Source organism: Pseudomonas sp. R4-35-07, assembly GCF_003852235.1.
Taxonomy (GTDB): Bacteria; Pseudomonadota; Gammaproteobacteria; order Pseudomonadales; family Pseudomonadaceae; genus Aquipseudomonas.
This window is the reverse complement of the sequence record NZ_CP027732.1, coordinates 2456351-2473435: the sequence shown is the minus strand read 5'-3', so window position 1 is coordinate 2473435 and position 17085 is coordinate 2456351. Positions and strand designations below refer to the sequence as shown.

The 17085-nt window shown below is 63.0% G+C and carries 10 protein-coding genes; 5 read left to right on the top strand and 5 right to left on the bottom strand.

Going from position 1 to position 17085, the window contains the following annotated elements:
• Positions 1-54 precede the first annotated feature (54 nt).
• Positions 55-1320: a carbohydrate porin gene (locus tag C4J89_RS11420; protein WP_124414439.1), complete on the top strand. Its 1266-nt coding sequence runs from the start codon at positions 55-57 to the stop codon at positions 1318-1320.
• On the opposite strand, the gene C4J89_RS11415 is transcribed toward C4J89_RS11420, so the two are convergent.
• A complete protein-coding gene (locus tag C4J89_RS11415; protein WP_124403895.1) occupies positions 1317-2492 on the bottom strand; it encodes a XylR family transcriptional regulator in 1176 nt (391 codons plus the stop codon). The genes C4J89_RS11420 and C4J89_RS11415 overlap by 4 nt on opposite strands.
• Before the next feature lie 139 nt (positions 2493-2631).
• Between C4J89_RS11415 and xylA the strand changes: the two genes are divergently transcribed.
• From xylA to C4J89_RS11390, 4 genes are all read left to right on the top strand, one after another.
• On the top strand, positions 2632-3948 hold the full coding sequence (xylA, locus tag C4J89_RS11410; protein ID WP_124414438.1) for a xylose isomerase: 1317 nt from the start codon (positions 2632-2634) through the stop codon (positions 3946-3948).
• Positions 3949-4117: 169 nt separating this feature from the next.
• Positions 4118-5119 (top strand): D-xylose ABC transporter substrate-binding protein, encoded by a 1002-nt coding sequence (gene xylF, locus C4J89_RS11400; protein ID WP_057721949.1) that lies wholly within the window; start codon positions 4118-4120, stop codon positions 5117-5119.
• Positions 5116-6672: a D-xylose ABC transporter ATP-binding protein gene (xylG, locus tag C4J89_RS11395; protein WP_124414437.1), complete on the top strand. Its 1557-nt coding sequence runs from the start codon at positions 5116-5118 to the stop codon at positions 6670-6672. Before xylF ends, xylG begins: the two co-directional genes overlap by 4 nt.
• Complete coding sequence (locus C4J89_RS11390; protein ID WP_124414436.1) at positions 6673-7809, top strand: sugar ABC transporter permease; 1137 nt, start codon at positions 6673-6675, stop codon at positions 7807-7809. It abuts the gene before it with no gap.
• 108 nt (positions 7810-7917) lie between these two features.
• Here C4J89_RS11390 and C4J89_RS11385 read toward each other — a convergent pair whose 3' ends face one another.
• The 4 genes from C4J89_RS11385 to C4J89_RS11370 are packed head-to-tail and all read right to left on the bottom strand — an operon-like array spanning position 7918 to position 16953.
• The gene (locus C4J89_RS11385) at positions 7918-9456 is read right to left on the bottom strand and encodes an efflux transporter outer membrane subunit (RefSeq protein ID WP_124414435.1); all 1539 of its coding nucleotides are present in this window, start codon (positions 9454-9456) and stop codon (positions 7918-7920) included.
• Positions 9453-12560, bottom strand: a complete 3108-nt coding sequence (locus C4J89_RS11380; RefSeq protein WP_124414434.1) for an efflux RND transporter permease subunit — start codon at positions 12558-12560, stop codon at positions 9453-9455. The genes C4J89_RS11385 and C4J89_RS11380 overlap by 4 nt, the downstream gene beginning before the upstream one ends.
• Positions 12557-15658 carry an MdtB/MuxB family multidrug efflux RND transporter permease subunit gene (locus C4J89_RS11375; RefSeq protein ID WP_124414433.1) on the bottom strand — a complete coding sequence of 1034 codons (3102 nt, stop codon included), beginning with the start codon at positions 15656-15658 and terminating at the stop codon, positions 12557-12559. The genes C4J89_RS11380 and C4J89_RS11375 overlap by 4 nt, the downstream gene beginning before the upstream one ends.
• Complete coding sequence (locus tag C4J89_RS11370) at positions 15655-16953, bottom strand: MdtA/MuxA family multidrug efflux RND transporter periplasmic adaptor subunit (protein WP_124414432.1); 1299 nt, start codon at positions 16951-16953, stop codon at positions 15655-15657. The genes C4J89_RS11375 and C4J89_RS11370 overlap by 4 nt, the downstream gene beginning before the upstream one ends.
• Positions 16954-17085 lie beyond the last annotated feature (132 nt).

The following is a 17085-nucleotide window of genomic DNA, read 5'->3' as shown; positions in this document are numbered from 1 at the left end:
CCCTCTGTTCGCGCGGTGCGCCCGCACCGCGCTTTGTGTCTGGAAAATCCCCCCATGAACCCTACTTCTCATATCGCCCTTGGGCGCCTGGTGCTGGGCCTGGCCTTTGCTGCCGCGCTGCCCGTCCAGGCCGACGACACCACCCTGACCGGCGACTGGGGCGGCCTGCGCCGTGAACTCGACGAACGCGGTGTGCGTTTCACCGGCGACTACAGCGGTGAGACCGCCTACAACGCCCACGGCGGCCAGCATCGCTCGGCGCGCTATTCGCAGAACCTCAAACTCGGTGTGCAGTTCGACCTGGGCAAGCTCTACGGTTTCACCCATGACGACCGCATCCAGCTGACCATCAACGACCGGCGCGGCAACAGCGCCTCCGATGACCTGGTGGGCAACCGCCTCCCGATCCAGGAAAATTATGGCGGCCTGTATACGCGCCTCACCGAACTGAGCTATGAGCGCACGCTGTTCACCCCGGCACTTAACGTCAAGCTCGGCTACATGGCCATGGGCAATGACCTCGGCGGCCTGGACAGCGGCATCCTGTGCAATTTCATGAACGCCGGTTTCTGCGGGCATCCGCTGAACATGTCGGGCGGCAGCGGCTGGGCCAACTACCCGAACGCGCACTTGGGCGCGCGGGTTAAATACGACTTTTCGCCGAGCTGGCAACTGCGCGTGGCGGCGTTCAATGTCGACCCGTCCAGCAACGGTAATTCCAGCCGCGCCTGGCACCTGGGGCCCAAGCACACCACTGGCACCGTGGTGCCCATTGAGCTGATCTACAAACACGCCGGCAGCCTGCCGGGGGAATACAAGCTGGGTTACTACTACGACAGCTCCGATGTAAAACGCATCGGCAGCGACAAGGAGGTCAGCGGTCGCGGCGGCCACTACCTGTTGATCGACCAGGCCGTATGGGCTTCCCGGTCATCCCAGGGCCGCAGCCTGCACGCCTTCGGTCAGTATTCGGCGGCCAGCGAGGCGGCGTCGCCGTTCAGCAAGTGGTATGGCGCCGGGGTGGTGCTGTACAAACCGTTCGAAGGCCGCCCACGTGACACCGTCGCCCTGGGGTATGGCCGCGCGGTGCCGAACCCGCGCAGTCGCGACGTGCAGGCGCTTGCCGCGTTCAATGCCGACCGCCCCTACCCTGGCCTCGACAGCGCCGAGCAGTTGATCGAACTCAGTTATGGCTATCAGGCCACGCCCTGGCTGACCCTGCGGCCGGACGTGCAATACATCATCGAACCGGGGGCGTTCTCCGGCGAAAGCATCGACGATGCACTGATCCTGGGTTTGCAAGTCAAGGCGGTGTTCTAAGCCGCGCCTTGCTGGTACTGCCTCGGCGTACACCCGTACTCACGACGAAACACCGTGTGCAGGTATTGCGCCGATGTGAACCCGCAGGTCTGCGCGATATCGGCAATCGCCAGCGCCTGGTTTTCCAGGCCCTTGGCGGCGGCGGCAAGTTTGAAGCGCAGGATCTCATCGTGCACGCTGCACCCGCGCACCTTGCGAAAGTGCGACTCCAACGATGAACGCGACACCCCGACATACGCCGCCACCTGCGCGGTCTTGATGCCCTGGCACGCATACTGGCGAATGAACAGCAGGGCCTGCATCACATAGGGATTGCCCAACGGTTGATGCAGGCTGGAGGCCTGCACGTTGATCGCGTCCGGCGGCACCAGCACCTGCGTACCGGCACAGGGTTTGCCATGCAGCATCTGGTGCAGCAGCGCGGCGGCGGTGCGGCCCATGGTCTCGGTGCCCTGGATCACCGAACTGAGCGGCACCCGCGTCAGGGTGCGGGTCAGCGGGTCGTTGTCGATACCGATCAGCGCCACTTCCTCAGGCACTGCAATGCCTGCTGTCAGGCAGGCTTGCAGCAGTTGCCGAGCGCGGGCATCGGTCACCGCAATAATGCCGATGGGCTTGGGCAAGCTGTGCAGCCAGGCGATCTGCTGCTCCACCGCGCTGTCCCATAACGGCGCGCTGGTGCCCAGGCCACGGTACACTTCGACATGCAGGCCATCGCGCTGCATCAAGCGGCGAAAGGCCTTCTCACGCTCCTGGGCCCAGCGATTGGCCTGGGCTTCGGGCAGGCTGAAACAGGCAAACCGCGTCAGCCCGGCCTCGATCAGGTGCTCGTAGGCCAACTTCATCAAGGCGTGGTTATCGGTCGCCACATAGGGAATGCCCTTGGGGTATTGGCCGGCGTCCTCATACGAACCGCCCACCGCCACCACCGGTATTCGGCTCCCGGCCAACGCCTCGCCGATCAGCGGGTCATCGAAGTCGGCAATGATGCCATCGCCCTGCCAACGCTCGATGCCGCGCAACCGACAGAGAAAATCTTCTTCCAGAAACAAATCCCAGGACGCCCGGGTGCTGCTCAGGTAATTGCCGATGCCGGCGATGATGCCACGGTCGTAGATTTTGCTGCCGTTGAAGAGCAAGGCGATGCGGTGAACGGGCGGTAGGGTTTTCATTGTTTTTGTCCTGGGGCCGGTTGGGACAGACTAGACCTGACTGCACAAAATCGCACCATCCCTTGGTGATTTTCATAATCAGCAGCCCCAGTGCCGTTGCTAGTATCCAGACACCGCCAAGAACAATAAGGAAAACGCCATGCCGTACTTCCCCGGTGTCGAGCAGGTTCGCTTCGAAGGCCCTGCCAGCGACGCCCCTCTCGCCTTTCGCCACTACGACGCCAACAAGTTGATCCTCGGCAAACCCATGCGTGAGCACCTGCGCATGGCCGCCTGTTACTGGCACACCTTTGTGTGGCCGGGGGCGGATATGTTTGGCGTGGGCACCTTCAAGCGACCGTGGCAGCGCAGCGGTGATCCGATGGAGTTGGCCATTGGCAAGGCGGATGCGGCCTTCGAGTTCTTCTCCAAGCTGGGCATCGATTACTACAGTTTTCACGACACTGACGTGGCGCCCGAAGGCAGCTCGCTCAAGGAATATCGCAACCACTTTGCGCAGATGGTCGATCACCTGGAGCGTCATCAGGAACAGACCGGTATCAAGCTGCTGTGGGGCACTGCCAATTGCTTCAGCAACCCGCGCTTTGCCGCCGGTGCCGCGAGCAATCCCGACCCAGAGGTGTTCGCCTACGCCGCTGCCCAGGTGTTCAGCGCGATGAATGCCACGCTGCGGCTCAAGGGCTCCAACTATGTGCTGTGGGGCGGCCGTGAAGGCTATGAAACCCTGCTCAATACCGACCTCAAGCGCGAGCGGGAACAGCTCGGCCGGTTCATGCGCATGGTGGTGGAACACAAGCACAAGATCGGCTTCAAGGGCGACCTGTTGATCGAGCCCAAGCCCCAGGAGCCGACCAAGCACCAGTACGATTACGACAGCGCCACGGTATTCGGCTTCCTGCATGAGTACGGCCTGGAACACGAGATCAACGTGAACATCGAGGCCAACCACGCGACGCTCGCCGGGCACAGCTTTCATCATGAGATCGCCACCGCCGTGTCCCTGGGGATTTTCGGCAGCATCGACGCCAACCGTGGCGACCCGCAGAACGGCTGGGACACTGACCAATTCCCCAACAGCGTCGAGGAAATGACCCTGGCCACCTATGAGATTCTCAAGGCCGGCGGGTTCAAGAACGGCGGCTACAATTTCGATTCAAAAGTGCGCCGCCAGAGCCTGGACGATGTGGACCTGTTCCACGGCCATGTAGCGGCTATGGATGTACTGGCCCTGGCCCTGGAGCGCGCGGCGGCGATGGTGCAGAACGACCGGCTGCAGCAGTTCAAGGACCAGCGTTATGCCGGCTGGGACCAGCCGCTGGGCAAAGCCGTACTGGCGGGCGAGTTCAGCCTGCAATCCCTGGCCGAACACGCGTTCGCCAACGAACTGGACCCGCAGGCCGTGAGTGGACGGCAGGAGATGCTGGAGGGGGTTGTGAACCGATTTATCTACACCTGACTGTGGCGAGGGAGCTTGCTCCCGCTGGGTCGCGAAGCGGCCCCGTCTACAGGTTCTGCGGTTTACCTGATATACCGAGGTGTCTGGTTTTGGGGCTGCTTCGCAGCCCAGCGGGAGCAAGCTCCCTCGCCACAGTGTCTTTCCAACAACAATAAAAGGACGCACCACCATGAAGTCATTCAAACGTACCCTGCTCGCCACCGCCCTGGCCCTGCTCGCCCTGCCGGTGATGGCCGATTCGGCGCACCCGAAAATCGGTTTTTCCATCGACGACCTGCGCCTGGAACGCTGGTCCCGAGACCGCGATTACTTCGTCGCAGCGGCGGAAAAGCTCGATGCCAAGGTGTTCGTGCAATCGGCCGATGCCAATGAGCAGAAGCAGATCTCGCAGATCGAAAACCTCATCTCCCGTGGCGTCGACGTGATCGTTATCGTGCCGTTCAATGCCACGGTGTTGACCAACGCGGTCGCCGAAGCCAAGAAGGCCGGGATCAAAGTCGTGTCTTACGACCGCCTGATCCTCAACGCGGACATCGACGCCTACATCTCCTTCGATAACGAAAAAGTCGGCGAAATGCAGGCCAGCGGCGTGCTGCAAGCGGCGCCCAAGGGTAATTATTTCCTGCTCGGCGGCGCGCCCACCGACAACAACGCCAAGGTGCTGCGCGAAGGCCAGATGAAAGTGCTGCAGCCGGCCATCGACAAGGGCGATATCAAGATTGTCGGCCAGCAGTGGGTCAAGGAATGGAACCCCACCGAGGCGCTGAGCATTGTCGAGAACGCCCTGACCCGCAATAACAACAAAATCGACGCCATCGTCGCCTCCAACGACGCCACCGCCGGCGGTGCGATCCAGGCCCTGGCCGCGCAGAAGCTGGCAGGCAAGGTGCCGATTTCCGGGCAGGACGCTGACCTGGCGGCGATCAAGCGTGTGATCGACGGTACCCAGACCATGACCGTCTACAAGCCGCTCAAGTTGATCGCCACCGAGGCGGCCAAATTGTCGGTGCAGCTGGCGCGCAATGAAAAGCCCACCTACAGCTCGCAATACGACAATGGCAGCAAGCAGGTCGACACCATCCTGCTCACGCCGACGCCGCTGACCAAGGCCAACATCGACGTGCTGGAGAAGGACGGGTTCTACACCAAAGAGCAGATCGCCGGGCAATGACCGCTATGGCCGCCGACTACTTGCTGCAAATGAACGGCATCGTCAAAAGCTTTGGCGGTGTCAACGCCCTCGACGGCATCGACATCAAGGTACGGCCGGGGGAATGCGTCGGCCTGTGTGGCGAGAACGGCGCCGGCAAATCCACCTTGATGAAGGTGCTGTCGGCGGTGTACCCGTATGGCACCTGGGAGGGCGAAATCCTCTGGGACGGGCAACCGCTCAAAGCCCAGTCGATCAGCGAAACCGAGGCCGCCGGCATCGTCATTATCCACCAGGAACTGACCCTGGTGCCCGACCTGTCGGTGGCCGAGAACATCTTCATGGGCCACGAGCTGACCCTGCCCGGTGGGCGTATGAATTACCCGGCGATGCTGCACCGCGCCGAGGCGTTGATGCGCGAACTCAAGGTGCCGGACATGAACGTCGCGCTGCCGGTGTCGCAGTACGGCGGCGGCTACCAGCAACTGGTGGAGATCGCCAAGGCCCTCAACAAACAGGCGCGCCTGCTGATCCTGGACGAGCCCTCTTCGGCCCTGACCCGCTCGGAAATCGAGGTGCTGCTCGACATTATCCGTGACCTCAAGGCCAAGGGCGTGGCCTGTGTGTATATCTCGCACAAGCTCGATGAAGTGGCCGCCGTGTGCGACACCATTGCGGTGATTCGCGATGGCAAGCACATCGCGACCACCGCCATGGCCGACATGGACATCCCACGGATCATCACGCAGATGGTCGGCCGCGAAATGAGCAACCTCTACCCCACCGAGCCCCACGAGGTGGGCGAGGTGATCTTCGAAGCGCGCAACGTCACCTGCTACGACGTCGACAACCCCAGGCGCAAACGCGTCGACGATATTTCGTTTGTGCTCAAGCGCGGTGAAATCCTCGGCATCGCCGGGCTGGTGGGCGCCGGGCGTACGGAACTGGTGTCGGCGCTGTTCGGCGCCTACCCCGGCCGCTACAGCGCCGAGGTATGGCTGGAGGGCCAGGTGATCGACACGCGCACGCCGCTCAAGTCGATCCGCGCAGGGCTGTGCATGGTGCCCGAGGACCGCAAGCGCCAGGGCATCATTCCCGACCTGGGCGTGGGCCAGAACATCACCCTGGCGGTTCTCGACACCTACGCCCACCTGACCCGCATCGACGCCGAAGCCGAACTGGGCAGCATCGATCAGCAGATCGCCCGCATGCACCTCAAGACCGCCAGCCCGTTTCTGCCGATCACCAGCCTGTCCGGTGGCAATCAGCAAAAAGCCGTGCTGGCGAAAATGCTGATGGCCAAGCCCAAGGTGCTGATCCTCGATGAGCCCACGCGCGGGGTGGATGTGGGCGCCAAGTACGAGATCTACAAACTGATGGGCGCGCTGGCGGCCGAGGGGGTGTCGATCATCATGGTGTCGTCGGAGCTCGCTGAAGTGCTCGGCGTGTCCAACCGCGTGCTGGTGATCGGCGACGGCCAGCTGCGGGGTGACTTCATCAATCAGGGGCTCACCCAGGAACAGGTGCTCGCCGCTGCGCTCAGCCAAAATAACAATGATCGGAAGACCGCGTAGATGAATCAGGTCAAACACCTTTTCACCCGCTACAAAATGCTCGCCCTGGTGATCGCCGTGGCATTCATCTGGTTGTTTTTCAGCTGGCAGACCGACGGCGGCTTCCTTACGCCGCGCAACCTGTCCAACCTGCTGCGGCAGATGTCGATCACCGGGATCCTCGCGTGCGGCATGGTGCTGGTGATCATCAGTGGCGAAATCGATTTGTCGGTGGGTTCGTTGCTCGGATTGCTGGGCGGGTTGGCGGCGATCCTGGATGTGGTGTACCACATCCCGCTGCTGGCCAACCTGAGCCTGGTGGCGTTGTGCGGTCTGATGATCGGCCTGGCGAATGGCTACATGACCGCCTACCTGCGCATCCCCTCGTTCATTGTCGGCCTGGGCGGGATGCTGGCGTTTCGCGGGATTTTGCTGGGCATCACCGGCGGCACCACCATCGCACCGGTGTCGCCGTCGCTGGTGTACGTCGGCCAAGGCTACCTGCCGCACACCGTGGGCATCGGGCTGGGCGCAGTGCTGTTCGCGCTGACGCTGTTCCTCACCTGGAAACAACGGCGCAACCGCGCCCTGCATGGCCTGGCCGCGCACTCTCTGGTGCGCGACGTGCTGCGCGTGGTGCTGATCGGCGCGGTGCTGGCAGGGTTTGTCACCACCCTCAACAGCTACGACGGCATCCCGGTGCCGGTGTTGCTGCTGCTGGTGCTGCTCGGCGTGTTCAGCTACGTCACCAGCCAGACCGTCTTCGGCCGCCGCGTGTATGCGGTGGGCAGCAATATGGAAGCCACGCGGCTGTCCGGCATCAACGTGCAGGCGGTGAAATTGTGGATCTTCGGCATCATGGGCGTGATGTGCGCCCTCGCCGGCCTGGTCAACACCGCCCGCCTGGCCGCCGGCTCACCGTCGGCGGGCAATATGGGCGAGCTGGACGCCATTGCGGCGTGCTTCATCGGCGGCACCTCGATGCGCGGCGGGTCGGGCACGGTATATGGCGCCCTACTCGGGGCGTTGGTGATTACCAGTTTGGATAACGGCATGTCGATGCTGGATGTGGACAGTTACTGGCAGATGATCGTGAAGGGCAGCATCCTGGTGCTGGCGGTGTGGGTGGATGTGAGTACACGGGCGGGTCGCCGGTAACCCTTTGGGAGGGGGCAAGCCCCCTCCCACATTGTCCTCATTTTTCCTCGGGGGTGATCGCCAAGGCTAGCAACGGGGGATGATCGTTCCCACGCGGGAGCGTTGCGGTCAATCCTTCTCGACCAGAGCAGTGTTGCCGTCCCATCCGCCACCCAGCGCCGCAATCAATTGCACGCTCGCCACCAGCCGCGACTGCAGCAAGGTCAATACCGTGCGCTCGTTGCTCAAGGCCGTCGCCTGCACGGTGACCACGTCCAGATAAGCAATCAGCCCCGCTTTGTACTGGTTTTCGGTCAACCGCAACGACTCGCGGGCAGACTCCAGCGCTTCGTTGCTGACTACCGCTTCGTCCGCCAGCACCTTGAGCTGCACCATGTAGTTTTCCACTTCGCGGAACCCATCCAGCACGGTCTGACGGTACTTGGCCACGGTCTCGTCGTAACTGGCCACGCTGCGGTCGACTTCCGCCGAGCGCTGGCCGCCGTCGAACAGGGTCATGGCCAGCTTCGGGCCCACCGACCAGAAGCGGTTCGGCAGGCTGATCCAGTCTGCATAGGTGCTGCTGGAATAGCCCCCCGCCAGGCTCAAGGTCAAGTCGGGGTAATAGGCAGCCTTGGCTACGCCGATATTGGCGTTGGCCGCAATCACCGAGCGTTCCGCCGAGGCAATATCCGGGCGACGCTCCAACAGGTGCGACGGCAGGCCGACGGGAATCTGCGGCAGTGCCGGGATGTCTTTGCTCACGGCCAGGCTGAAATTGGCCGGCGCTTCACCGATCAGTACTGCAATGGCGTTTTCCAGCTGCGCGCGCTGCCAGATCAGGTCGATCAGGCTGGCCTGGGTAGTCTTGAACTGGGTTTGCGCCTGGGCGATGGCGTCCTTGCCGGCCACACCGGCACGGTATTGGTTTTCGGTCATTTGCAGCGAGCGCTGGTAGGTGTCCAGCGTGGCTTGCAGCAAACGGGTCTGTTCGTCCATGACCCGCAACTGCAAATAGCTCTGCACCAGCTCCGACTGTTGGCTCAGGCGCATTGCGGCCAGGTCGGCCGAGCTGGCCTCGGCGCTGGCTTCGTTGGCCTCCAGGCCCCGACGCAATTTGCCCCAGATATCAGCTTCCCAGCTCACGCCCAACTGCGCATTGAGGGTGTCGCGAATACCACTGCTGGAACTGCTGAGGCTGGCGCTGCTGCTGCCGGTGCCCTGGCTGGCGCGGGTTTTACCGACGCTCAGGTCGACGCTGGGGTAAAACGCCCCGCGAGCACTGCGCACCAGTGCCTGGGCCTGGCGAAAGCGCGCCTCGGCCTGGGCGACGGTCTGGTTGGAGGTGTTGAGGCGCACCACCAGGTCGTTCAATTGGCGGTCGCCGTACAGCTCCCACCATGCGCCACGGGCCAGGGAATCACTTGGATTGGCCTGGCGCCAGCCCTGGGCTTGCTTGAATTGTGCCGGTTCGACCACGGCCGGGCGCTGGTAATCAGGACCGATGGCGCAGGCGCTCAGTAGCAACGCCAACCCCACTGTAGGAGCGAGCTTGCTCGCGAAGATCGTCAACGATAACGCGCCGAACCTGGAAGAACGCGGTGCGTGCAGGTTTTTCGCGAGCAAGCTCGCTCCTACAGTGGGATTGGCGTTAGCTGAATCGGTCATAGCGCAGTGTCCAGGGCAGCATCGGTACGCACGCCGCGCCAGGCATTGAAGCGGTGGCGCGCGCGGTCAAGATAGAGGTAAACCACCGGAGTGGTGTAAAGGGTCAGGATCTGGCTGAACACCAGGCCGCCGATAATGGTCAGGCCCAGGGGCTGGCGCATTTCCGCGCCGTCGCCGGCGCCGAGCAGCAATGGCAAGGCCCCGAGAATCGCCGCCAGGGTGGTCATCAGGATCGGGCGCAGGCGCAGCAGGCAGGCGCTGCGAATCGACTCCAGCGGGCTCATGCCGTCATGACGCTCAAGCTGCAGCGCCAGGTCGATCATCAGGATCGCGTTTTTCTTCACCACCCCGATCAGCAGGAACAATCCCAGCAGTGAGATCAGGCTGAACTCCCCGCCCAGCAGGTAGATCGACAGCAACGCGCCGACCCCGGCCGACGGCAAGGTCGACAGGATCGTCAGCGGGTGGATATAGCTTTCATACAGAATGCCCAGCACCAGGTACACCGCCACCAACGCACCGAGAATCATGAACGGCTGGCCCTTCTGGGTCGCGGCGAACGCGTCGGCGGTGCCGGCCATCTTGGCGATCACATCTTCCGGCAGGCCGACCTTGGCAATCGCGCGTTCGATGGCAGCAGTGCCCTGCTCCACCGTGACGCCGGGCGCCATGTCGAACGCGATGTTTTCCGAGGCGAACTGCCCTTCATGGCTGACGCGGTCATCGGCCAGGCTGTTCTCATAATGGGCAATGGTCGACAGCGGCACGCGCGCGCCATCGGCGGTGATCACCTGCACCTGGTTAAGGGTGATCGGGTCCTGGGCATATTTAGGGTTGACCTCCATCACCACCTGATACTGGTTGAGGCTGTCGTAGATCGTGGAAATCTGCCGCTGGCTGTAGGCGTTATTCAGCACCGAGGTGACCATGTCCATGTCGATCCCCAGGCGCTTGGCCTGATCGCGGTCGACGATCAGCGTGACCTGGGCCGCGCCGCGTCCTTCGCGGGCGTCGATGGCGGTCAGCTCCGGCAGTTCACGCATGGCGGCCACCACTTTCGGGTACCACAGGCGCAACGCGGCCAGGTCACCGCTTTGCAGGATGTAGGAGTACTGCGCGCTGGTCTGGTCGCGGCTGCCGCCAAACTGCAGGTCCTGGTCGGCCATCAGGAACAGACGACCGCCCGGCACCAGCGGTACCTCCTTGCGCAAGCGCTCGATCACCGCCTGGGCCGAGGCCTTGCGCTCACCGATGGGTTTGAGGCGCACCAGCATCACCGCATTGTTGATGCCACTGTTGCCGCCGATAAAGCCAGCCACGCTGAGCACCGCCGGGTCCTTGAGCACGGCCTGGCGAAAAATTTCCATCTTCGGCTGCATCACATTGAACGACAGCCCGTCATCGCCGCGCACAAAACCGATCAACTGGCCGGTGTCCTGCTGGGGCATGAAGGTTTTCGGCACCACCACGTACAGCGCGATGTTCACGCCCACGGTGACCAGCAGGCTGAGCAGGGTCAGGCGTCGATGGCGCAGCACCCAGTCCAGGCTGGTGGCATAGGCGGCGACCATGCGCTCGTTGATGCGGTGGCTCCAGCGCTGCAACCCGGTCATGTGCCCTTTGACATGGGGCTTGAGCCAGCGCGCGCAGAGCATCGGGGTCAGGGTCAGCGACACGATCAGCGAGACGATGATCGCCGCCGACAAGGTGATGGAAAACTCACGAAACAGGTTGGTGACGATCCCGCCCATGAACAGGATGGAGAGAAACACCGCCACCAGCGATACGTTCATCGACAGCAAGGTAAAGCCGACTTCCTCGGCGCCCAGGTAGGCAGCCTTCATCGGCGGCACGCCCTCGTCGATATGCCGGGAAATGTTCTCCAGCACCACGATGGCATCGTCCACCACCAGGCCGGTGGCCAGGATCAGCGCCATCAGCGAGAAGTTGTTCAACGAAAACCCGTACAGGTACATCACCGCAAAAGTGCCCACCAGCGACACTGGCACCGCCAGGGTGGGGATCAACGAGGCGCGGAAGTTGCCCAGGAACAGGTACACCACCAGCACCACCAGGGCCACGGCGATCAGCAGGGTCATTTCGGCTTCGTGCAAGGTGGCGGTGATGACCGGCGAACGGTCCATGGCCAGGTTGAGCTTGACGCTGGACGGCAACACCGCCTGCAACGCCGGCAACTGCGCCTTGATCTGCCGCACCGTCTCGATGATGTTGGCGCCGGACTGGCGGTTGATCACCAGCAGCACCGCCGAATCATTGTTGAAAAAACCGCTGTTGTAACGGTCTTCGACGCCATCGCTGATCTTCGCCACATCGCTCAGGCGCAGCGCCGCGCCATTCTGGTAGCGAATCAGCAGCGGCTCGTAGTCCTTGGCTTTTTCCAACTGGTCGTTGGCCTGAATCTGCCAGTTGCGCTCGCTGTCTTCCAGGGAACCCTTGGGCCGGCGCTGGTTGGCGTTGGCGATGGTATTGCGCACATCGTCCAGGGCCACGCCGTACTGGTCGAGGGCCTTGGGCTCCAGTTCGATGCGCACCGCCGGCAGCGAACTGCCGCCGATCTGCACTTCACCCACCCCCGGCACCTGGGACAGGCTCTGGGACAGGATGGTCGAGGCCAGGTCGTACAGCTGGCCCTTCTGCAGCACGTCCGAGGTCAGCGACAGCACCATGATCGGCGCCTGGGACGGGTTGATCTTCTTGTACGTGGGCATGCTGCGCATGCCGCTGGGCAGCAGGTTGCGCGACGCATTGATCGCCGCCTGCACTTCCCGCGCCGCGCCGTTGATATCGCGGTCGGAATCGAACGCCAGGATCACCCGCGTCGAGCCCTGGCTCGATGAACTGCTCATGGTGGTGATGCCAGCAATCGCGCCGAACGAGCGCTCCAGCGGCGTGGCCACGGTAGACGCCATGACCTCGGGGCTGGCGCCGGGCAAGCTGGCCGACACCACGATCACCGGGAAGTCGATCTGCGGCAACGGCGACACCGGCAGCAGATTGAAGCTGACGCCGCCGAGCAACATGATCGCCAGGCTCAGCAGCATCGTGGCTACTGGCCGGCGAATGAACGGTCCGGACAGGTTCATGATTCAACCGGCTCCAGGCTCTGCGGTTCCTTGCGCCAGCGCCGTCCCAACCGATCGAAATACAGGTAGATCACCGGCGTGGTGAACAGCGTCAGCACCTGGCTCACCAGCAACCCGCCGACCATCACCAGGCCCAGGGGCTGGCGCAGTTCCGCACCGGAACCGCTGGCCAGCATCAGCGGCACCGCACCGAACAAGGCGGCCAGGGTGGTCATCAGGATCGGCCGGAAGCGCAGCAGCGCCGCCTGGTAAATGGCGGTCTGCGGGTCCAGGCCCTGGTTGCGCTCGGCGTCGAGGGCGAAGTCGATCATCATGATCGCGTTCTTCTTGACGATACCGATCAGCAAAATGATGCCGATGATCGCGATCATGCCCAGGTCATTGCCACTGAGCAGCAAGGCGAGCAAGGCACCCACCGCCGCCGAGGGCAAGGTCGAGAGAATGGTGATCGGGTGGATATAACTCTCGTAGAGCACGCCGAGCACGATGTACATGGTGACCACCGCCGCCAGGATCAGCAGCAAGGTGCTCGACAGCGAGGCCTCGAACGCCTGGGCCGCGCCCTGGAACTGGGTCTGCACGCCGACCGGCATGCCGATGTCCTTCTGGGTCTGGTTGATCAGCTCGACGCCTTTGCCCAGCGCAACGCCGGGGGCCAGGTTGAACGACATCATCACCGCCGGGAACTGGCCGATATGGGCAATCGCCAACTGCGCCTGGCGCTGCTCCACATGGGCCAGGCTCGACAGCCGTACCTGGCCGCCGTCGGTGGTCTTCACATGGATCTGGTTGAGCGCGGCCGGGCCCAGGGTTTCGCCCGATTGGGCCTGCAATACCACGCGGTACTGGCTGGCCTGGGTGTAGATGGTGGAAATCTGCCGTTGGCCGAAGGCGTCGTACAGCGCGTCGGTGATGGTCGAGACGCTGACGCCCAGGCGCGAGGCGGCATCGCGATCGATCACCAGGTACACCTGCAGGCCTTTGTCCTGCAGGTCACTGGCCACGTCGGTGAGTTCCGGCAACTGGCTGAGGGCATGCACCAGTTTTTCACTCCACAGGGCCAACAGCTCGGCGTCCGGCGACGACATGCTGAATTGGTACTGGGTGCGGCTGACGCGGTCTTCAATGGTCAGGTCCTGCACCGGCTGCATGAACAGGCGGATGCCCACCAGCTTGTCGATTTCCGGCTGCAGGCGCGCGATCACCTGCGTCGCGCTCAAGTCGCGCTGCCCGTGGGCCTTGAGGTTGATCAGCAAGCGGCCGCTGTTGAGCGTGGCGTTATCACCGTCCACGCCAATGTAGGACGACAGGCTTTCAACCGCCGGATCGGCCAGGATGATCTTCGCCAGTTCCTGCTGGCGCTGGCTCATCGCCGCAAAGGAGATCGACTGCGGCGCCTCGGAAATGCCCTGGATCACGCCGGTGTCCTGCACCGGGAAAAAGCCCTTGGGCACCACCAGGTACAGCACCACCGTAAGGCCCAGGGTGGCGATGGCCACCAGCAGGGTCAGCGGCTGGTGCTTGAGCACCCATTGCAACTTGCGCCCGTAGGCTTCGATCAGCCAATCGATCCAGGCGCCGCTGGCCTTGTAAAAGCGGCCCTGCTCCTCTTCTTTCGGCTCACGCTTGAGCAAGCGCGCGCACATCATCGGCGTGAGCGTGAGGGACACCACCAGGGAAATCAGGATCGCCACGGCCAGGGTGATGGCAAACTCACGGAACAGGCGCCCGACCACATCGGCCATGAACAGCAGCGGGATCAATACGGCGATCAGCGACAGGGTCAGGGAAATCAGGGTGAAGCCGATCTGTTTGGCGCCTTTGAGCGCGGCGGCCATGGGCGTCTCGCCTTCCTCGATGTAGCGGGAGATGTTCTCCAGCATCACGATGGCATCGTCCACCACGAACCCGGTGGCAATGGTCAGGGCCATCAACGTCAGGTTGTTGACCGAGAACCCCGCCAGGTACATCACGCCAAAGGTGCCGATCAGCGACAGCGGCACGGCGATGGATGGAATAAGCGTGGCGCTGACTCGGCGCAGGAACAGGAACGTCACCATTACCACCAGGACAATGGCGATCAGCAATTCGTGCTGCACGTCTTTCACCGACGCGCGGATGGTCTGGGTGCGATCGGTGAGCACGGTCACGTCCAGGCCCGCCGGCAGGTTGTCGGTGATACTCGGCAGCAGCGCCTTGATACGGTCCACCACCTCGATCACGTTGGCGCCCGGCTGGCGCTGGATATTGAGCAGCACGGCCTGGTTTTCATTGGCCCAGGCAGCAAGGCGCTCGTTTTCGGCGCCGTCGACAATTTGCGCCACGTCTTTAAGGCGCAGCGGCGCGCCGTTGCTGTAGGCCAGGATCAGTTCGGCATATTGCTGGGGCGAGACCAACTGGTCGTTGGCATCGAGCATCGACACCCGCGTGGGGCCGTCGAAATTGCCCTTGGGCTGGTTGACGTTGGACGCGGCGATCAAGGTGCGCACGTCCGACAGGTTCAAGCCGTTGGCCGCCAGGGCCTCGGGGTTGACCTTGATGCGCACGGCCTGGCGCTGGCCACCGGCGATGCTGACCATGCCGACACCGCTGATCTGCGCGATCTTTTGCGCCATGCGCGTGTCGACCAGGTCATTGAGCTTGGGCAGCAGCATGGTCTTGGAGGTGATGGCCAACGTCAGTACCGGGGTATCCGCCGGGTTGACCTTGTTGTACACCGGCGGCGCCGGCAAATCCTTGGGCAGCAGGTTGGTGGCGGCATTGATCGCAGCCTGTACCTGTTGCTCGGCGACATCCATGTTGATGTCGAGGTTGAAGCGCAGGGTCAGCACCGACGCACCGCCGGAGCTGGTGGACGCCATCTGGGTCAGGCCGGGCATCTGCCCGAACTGGCGCTCCAGCGGCGCGGTGACTGCGCTGGTCATCACGTCGGGGCTGGCGCCGGGGTACAGCGTCATCACCCGAATCGTCGGGTAGTCCACCTGGGGCAAGGCCGACACCGGCAACAGGCGATAGGCGATGAGGCCGGCCAGTACAATGGCCAGCATGCTCAGCGTGGTGGCGACCGGGCGAAGGATGAACAGGCGCGACAGGTTCATGCGCCGACCTTTTGCGCCTTGCCGCCGTCAGTGCCGGTCTCCCCTTTTGCCGCGGGTTTGCCTTGCAGGTGTTCGGTCGGGGTGGTCGGCACTTCGCTGCTGTCGTTGACCACTTCGATTTCACTGCCGTCCTTGAGACGGTCGGTGCCTTCCATGACCACCCGATCACCCGCCGCGAGGCCTTGCTTGATCACGGTGTTGTCGCCATCGGTGTCGCCCACCACCAGCGGCTGGACCTTGACCTTCTTGTCGCCATCGAGCTTGTAGACGAAGGTGCCGTTGTTACCGAACTGGATCGCAGCGGAAGGTGCCAGTACCACGTTGTGCAAGGTGTCGGCCAGCAGATGCACATTGACGAACTGATTGGGGAACAGCGCCTGATCCTTGTTATCGAAGCGCGCCTTGAATTTCAGGGTGCCGGTGGTCACGTCGATCTGGTTGTCCAGGCTTTGCAGCACGCCCACCGCCTGCTTTTTCGCGTCGCCACGGTCCCAGGCTTCCACCGGCAGTTTGTTGCCGGCGTGGTAACGGGCCAGCACGGTTTCCAGGGTATTTTCCGGCAGGGTGAAGGCCACGCTGATTGGTTGGGTCTGAGTGATCACCGCGAGGGCGGTGGTGTCGTTGGCGGCCACCAGGTTGCCGACATCGAGCTGACGCAGGCCGACGCGACCGGCAATCGGCGCGCGGATCTTGGTGAATTCAAGGTTCAGCTTGGCATCGTCGACCGCGCCCTGGTTGGTCTTGACCGTGCCCTGGTACTGCATCACCAGCGCTTCGGCGGTGTCCAGGGTCTGCTTGGCGATGCTGTCCTGGGCATACAGGCCGCGATAACGCTCGACGTCGACCTGGGCGTTTTTCAGCTGGGCCTGGTTCTGCAACAACGTGCCCTGGGCCTGGAGCAAGGCGTTCTGGTAGCTGCGCGGGTCGATTTCGGCCAGCAGGTCGCCGGCCTTGACCATCTGCCCTTCTTCAAAGGCGATCTTCACCAGCTCGCCGCCCACCCGGCTGCGCACATTAATGGTGTTGAGCGCCGTCACCGTGCCCAATGCCTTGTAGTACACCGGGAAATCACCCAGTGCCGCAGGCGCCACCCGCACCGGCACTGGGCCGGTGGCACCGCCAAACCCTGGGCGCGCCATACCGGTCTTGCCGGTGTGCCCGGCCGGCGCGTCTTTATGGGCCGCACCGTTGGGCCAGAATTTCCAGCACAGGCCGGCGATAACCAGCAGCACAAGCAGGCCGAACAGCCAGCGACGGGAGTTGCGGGGGGAGGATTGCATGGAGTGATCAACCATTGGGCGCGAGAGCTTCTTCTTTGGGAGGCTGAAAGATAAGCACTGGGGTGCGTTTAGAAAAGCACCTTTACCGGCTATTTACCTTGGGCTTACAACTTTTAACTGCTGATCTTAGTCCGCCGGCTATTTCGC

Excerpts from the sequence above, each read along its gene's own strand:
- C4J89_RS11420 (WP_124414439.1), top strand. The coding sequence starts at position 55 with ATGAACCCTACTTCTCATATCGCCCTTGGGCGCCTGGTGCTGGGCCTG.
- C4J89_RS11415 (WP_124403895.1), bottom strand. The coding sequence starts at position 2,492 with ATGAAAACCCTACCGCCCGTTCACCGCATCGCCTTGCTCTTCAACGGC.
- xylA (WP_124414438.1), top strand. The coding sequence starts at position 2,632 with ATGCCGTACTTCCCCGGTGTCGAGCAGGTTCGCTTCGAAGGCCCTGCC.
- xylF (WP_057721949.1), top strand. The coding sequence starts at position 4,118 with ATGAAGTCATTCAAACGTACCCTGCTCGCCACCGCCCTGGCCCTGCTC.
- xylG (WP_124414437.1), top strand. The coding sequence starts at position 5,116 with ATGACCGCTATGGCCGCCGACTACTTGCTGCAAATGAACGGCATCGTC.
- C4J89_RS11390 (WP_124414436.1), top strand. The coding sequence starts at position 6,673 with ATGAATCAGGTCAAACACCTTTTCACCCGCTACAAAATGCTCGCCCTG.
- C4J89_RS11385 (WP_124414435.1), bottom strand. The coding sequence starts at position 9,456 with ATGACCGATTCAGCTAACGCCAATCCCACTGTAGGAGCGAGCTTGCTC.
- C4J89_RS11380 (WP_124414434.1), bottom strand. The coding sequence starts at position 12,560 with ATGAACCTGTCCGGACCGTTCATTCGCCGGCCAGTAGCCACGATGCTG.
- C4J89_RS11375 (WP_124414433.1), bottom strand. The coding sequence starts at position 15,658 with ATGAACCTGTCGCGCCTGTTCATCCTTCGCCCGGTCGCCACCACGCTG.
- C4J89_RS11370 (WP_124414432.1), bottom strand. The coding sequence starts at position 16,953 with ATGGTTGATCACTCCATGCAATCCTCCCCCCGCAACTCCCGTCGCTGG.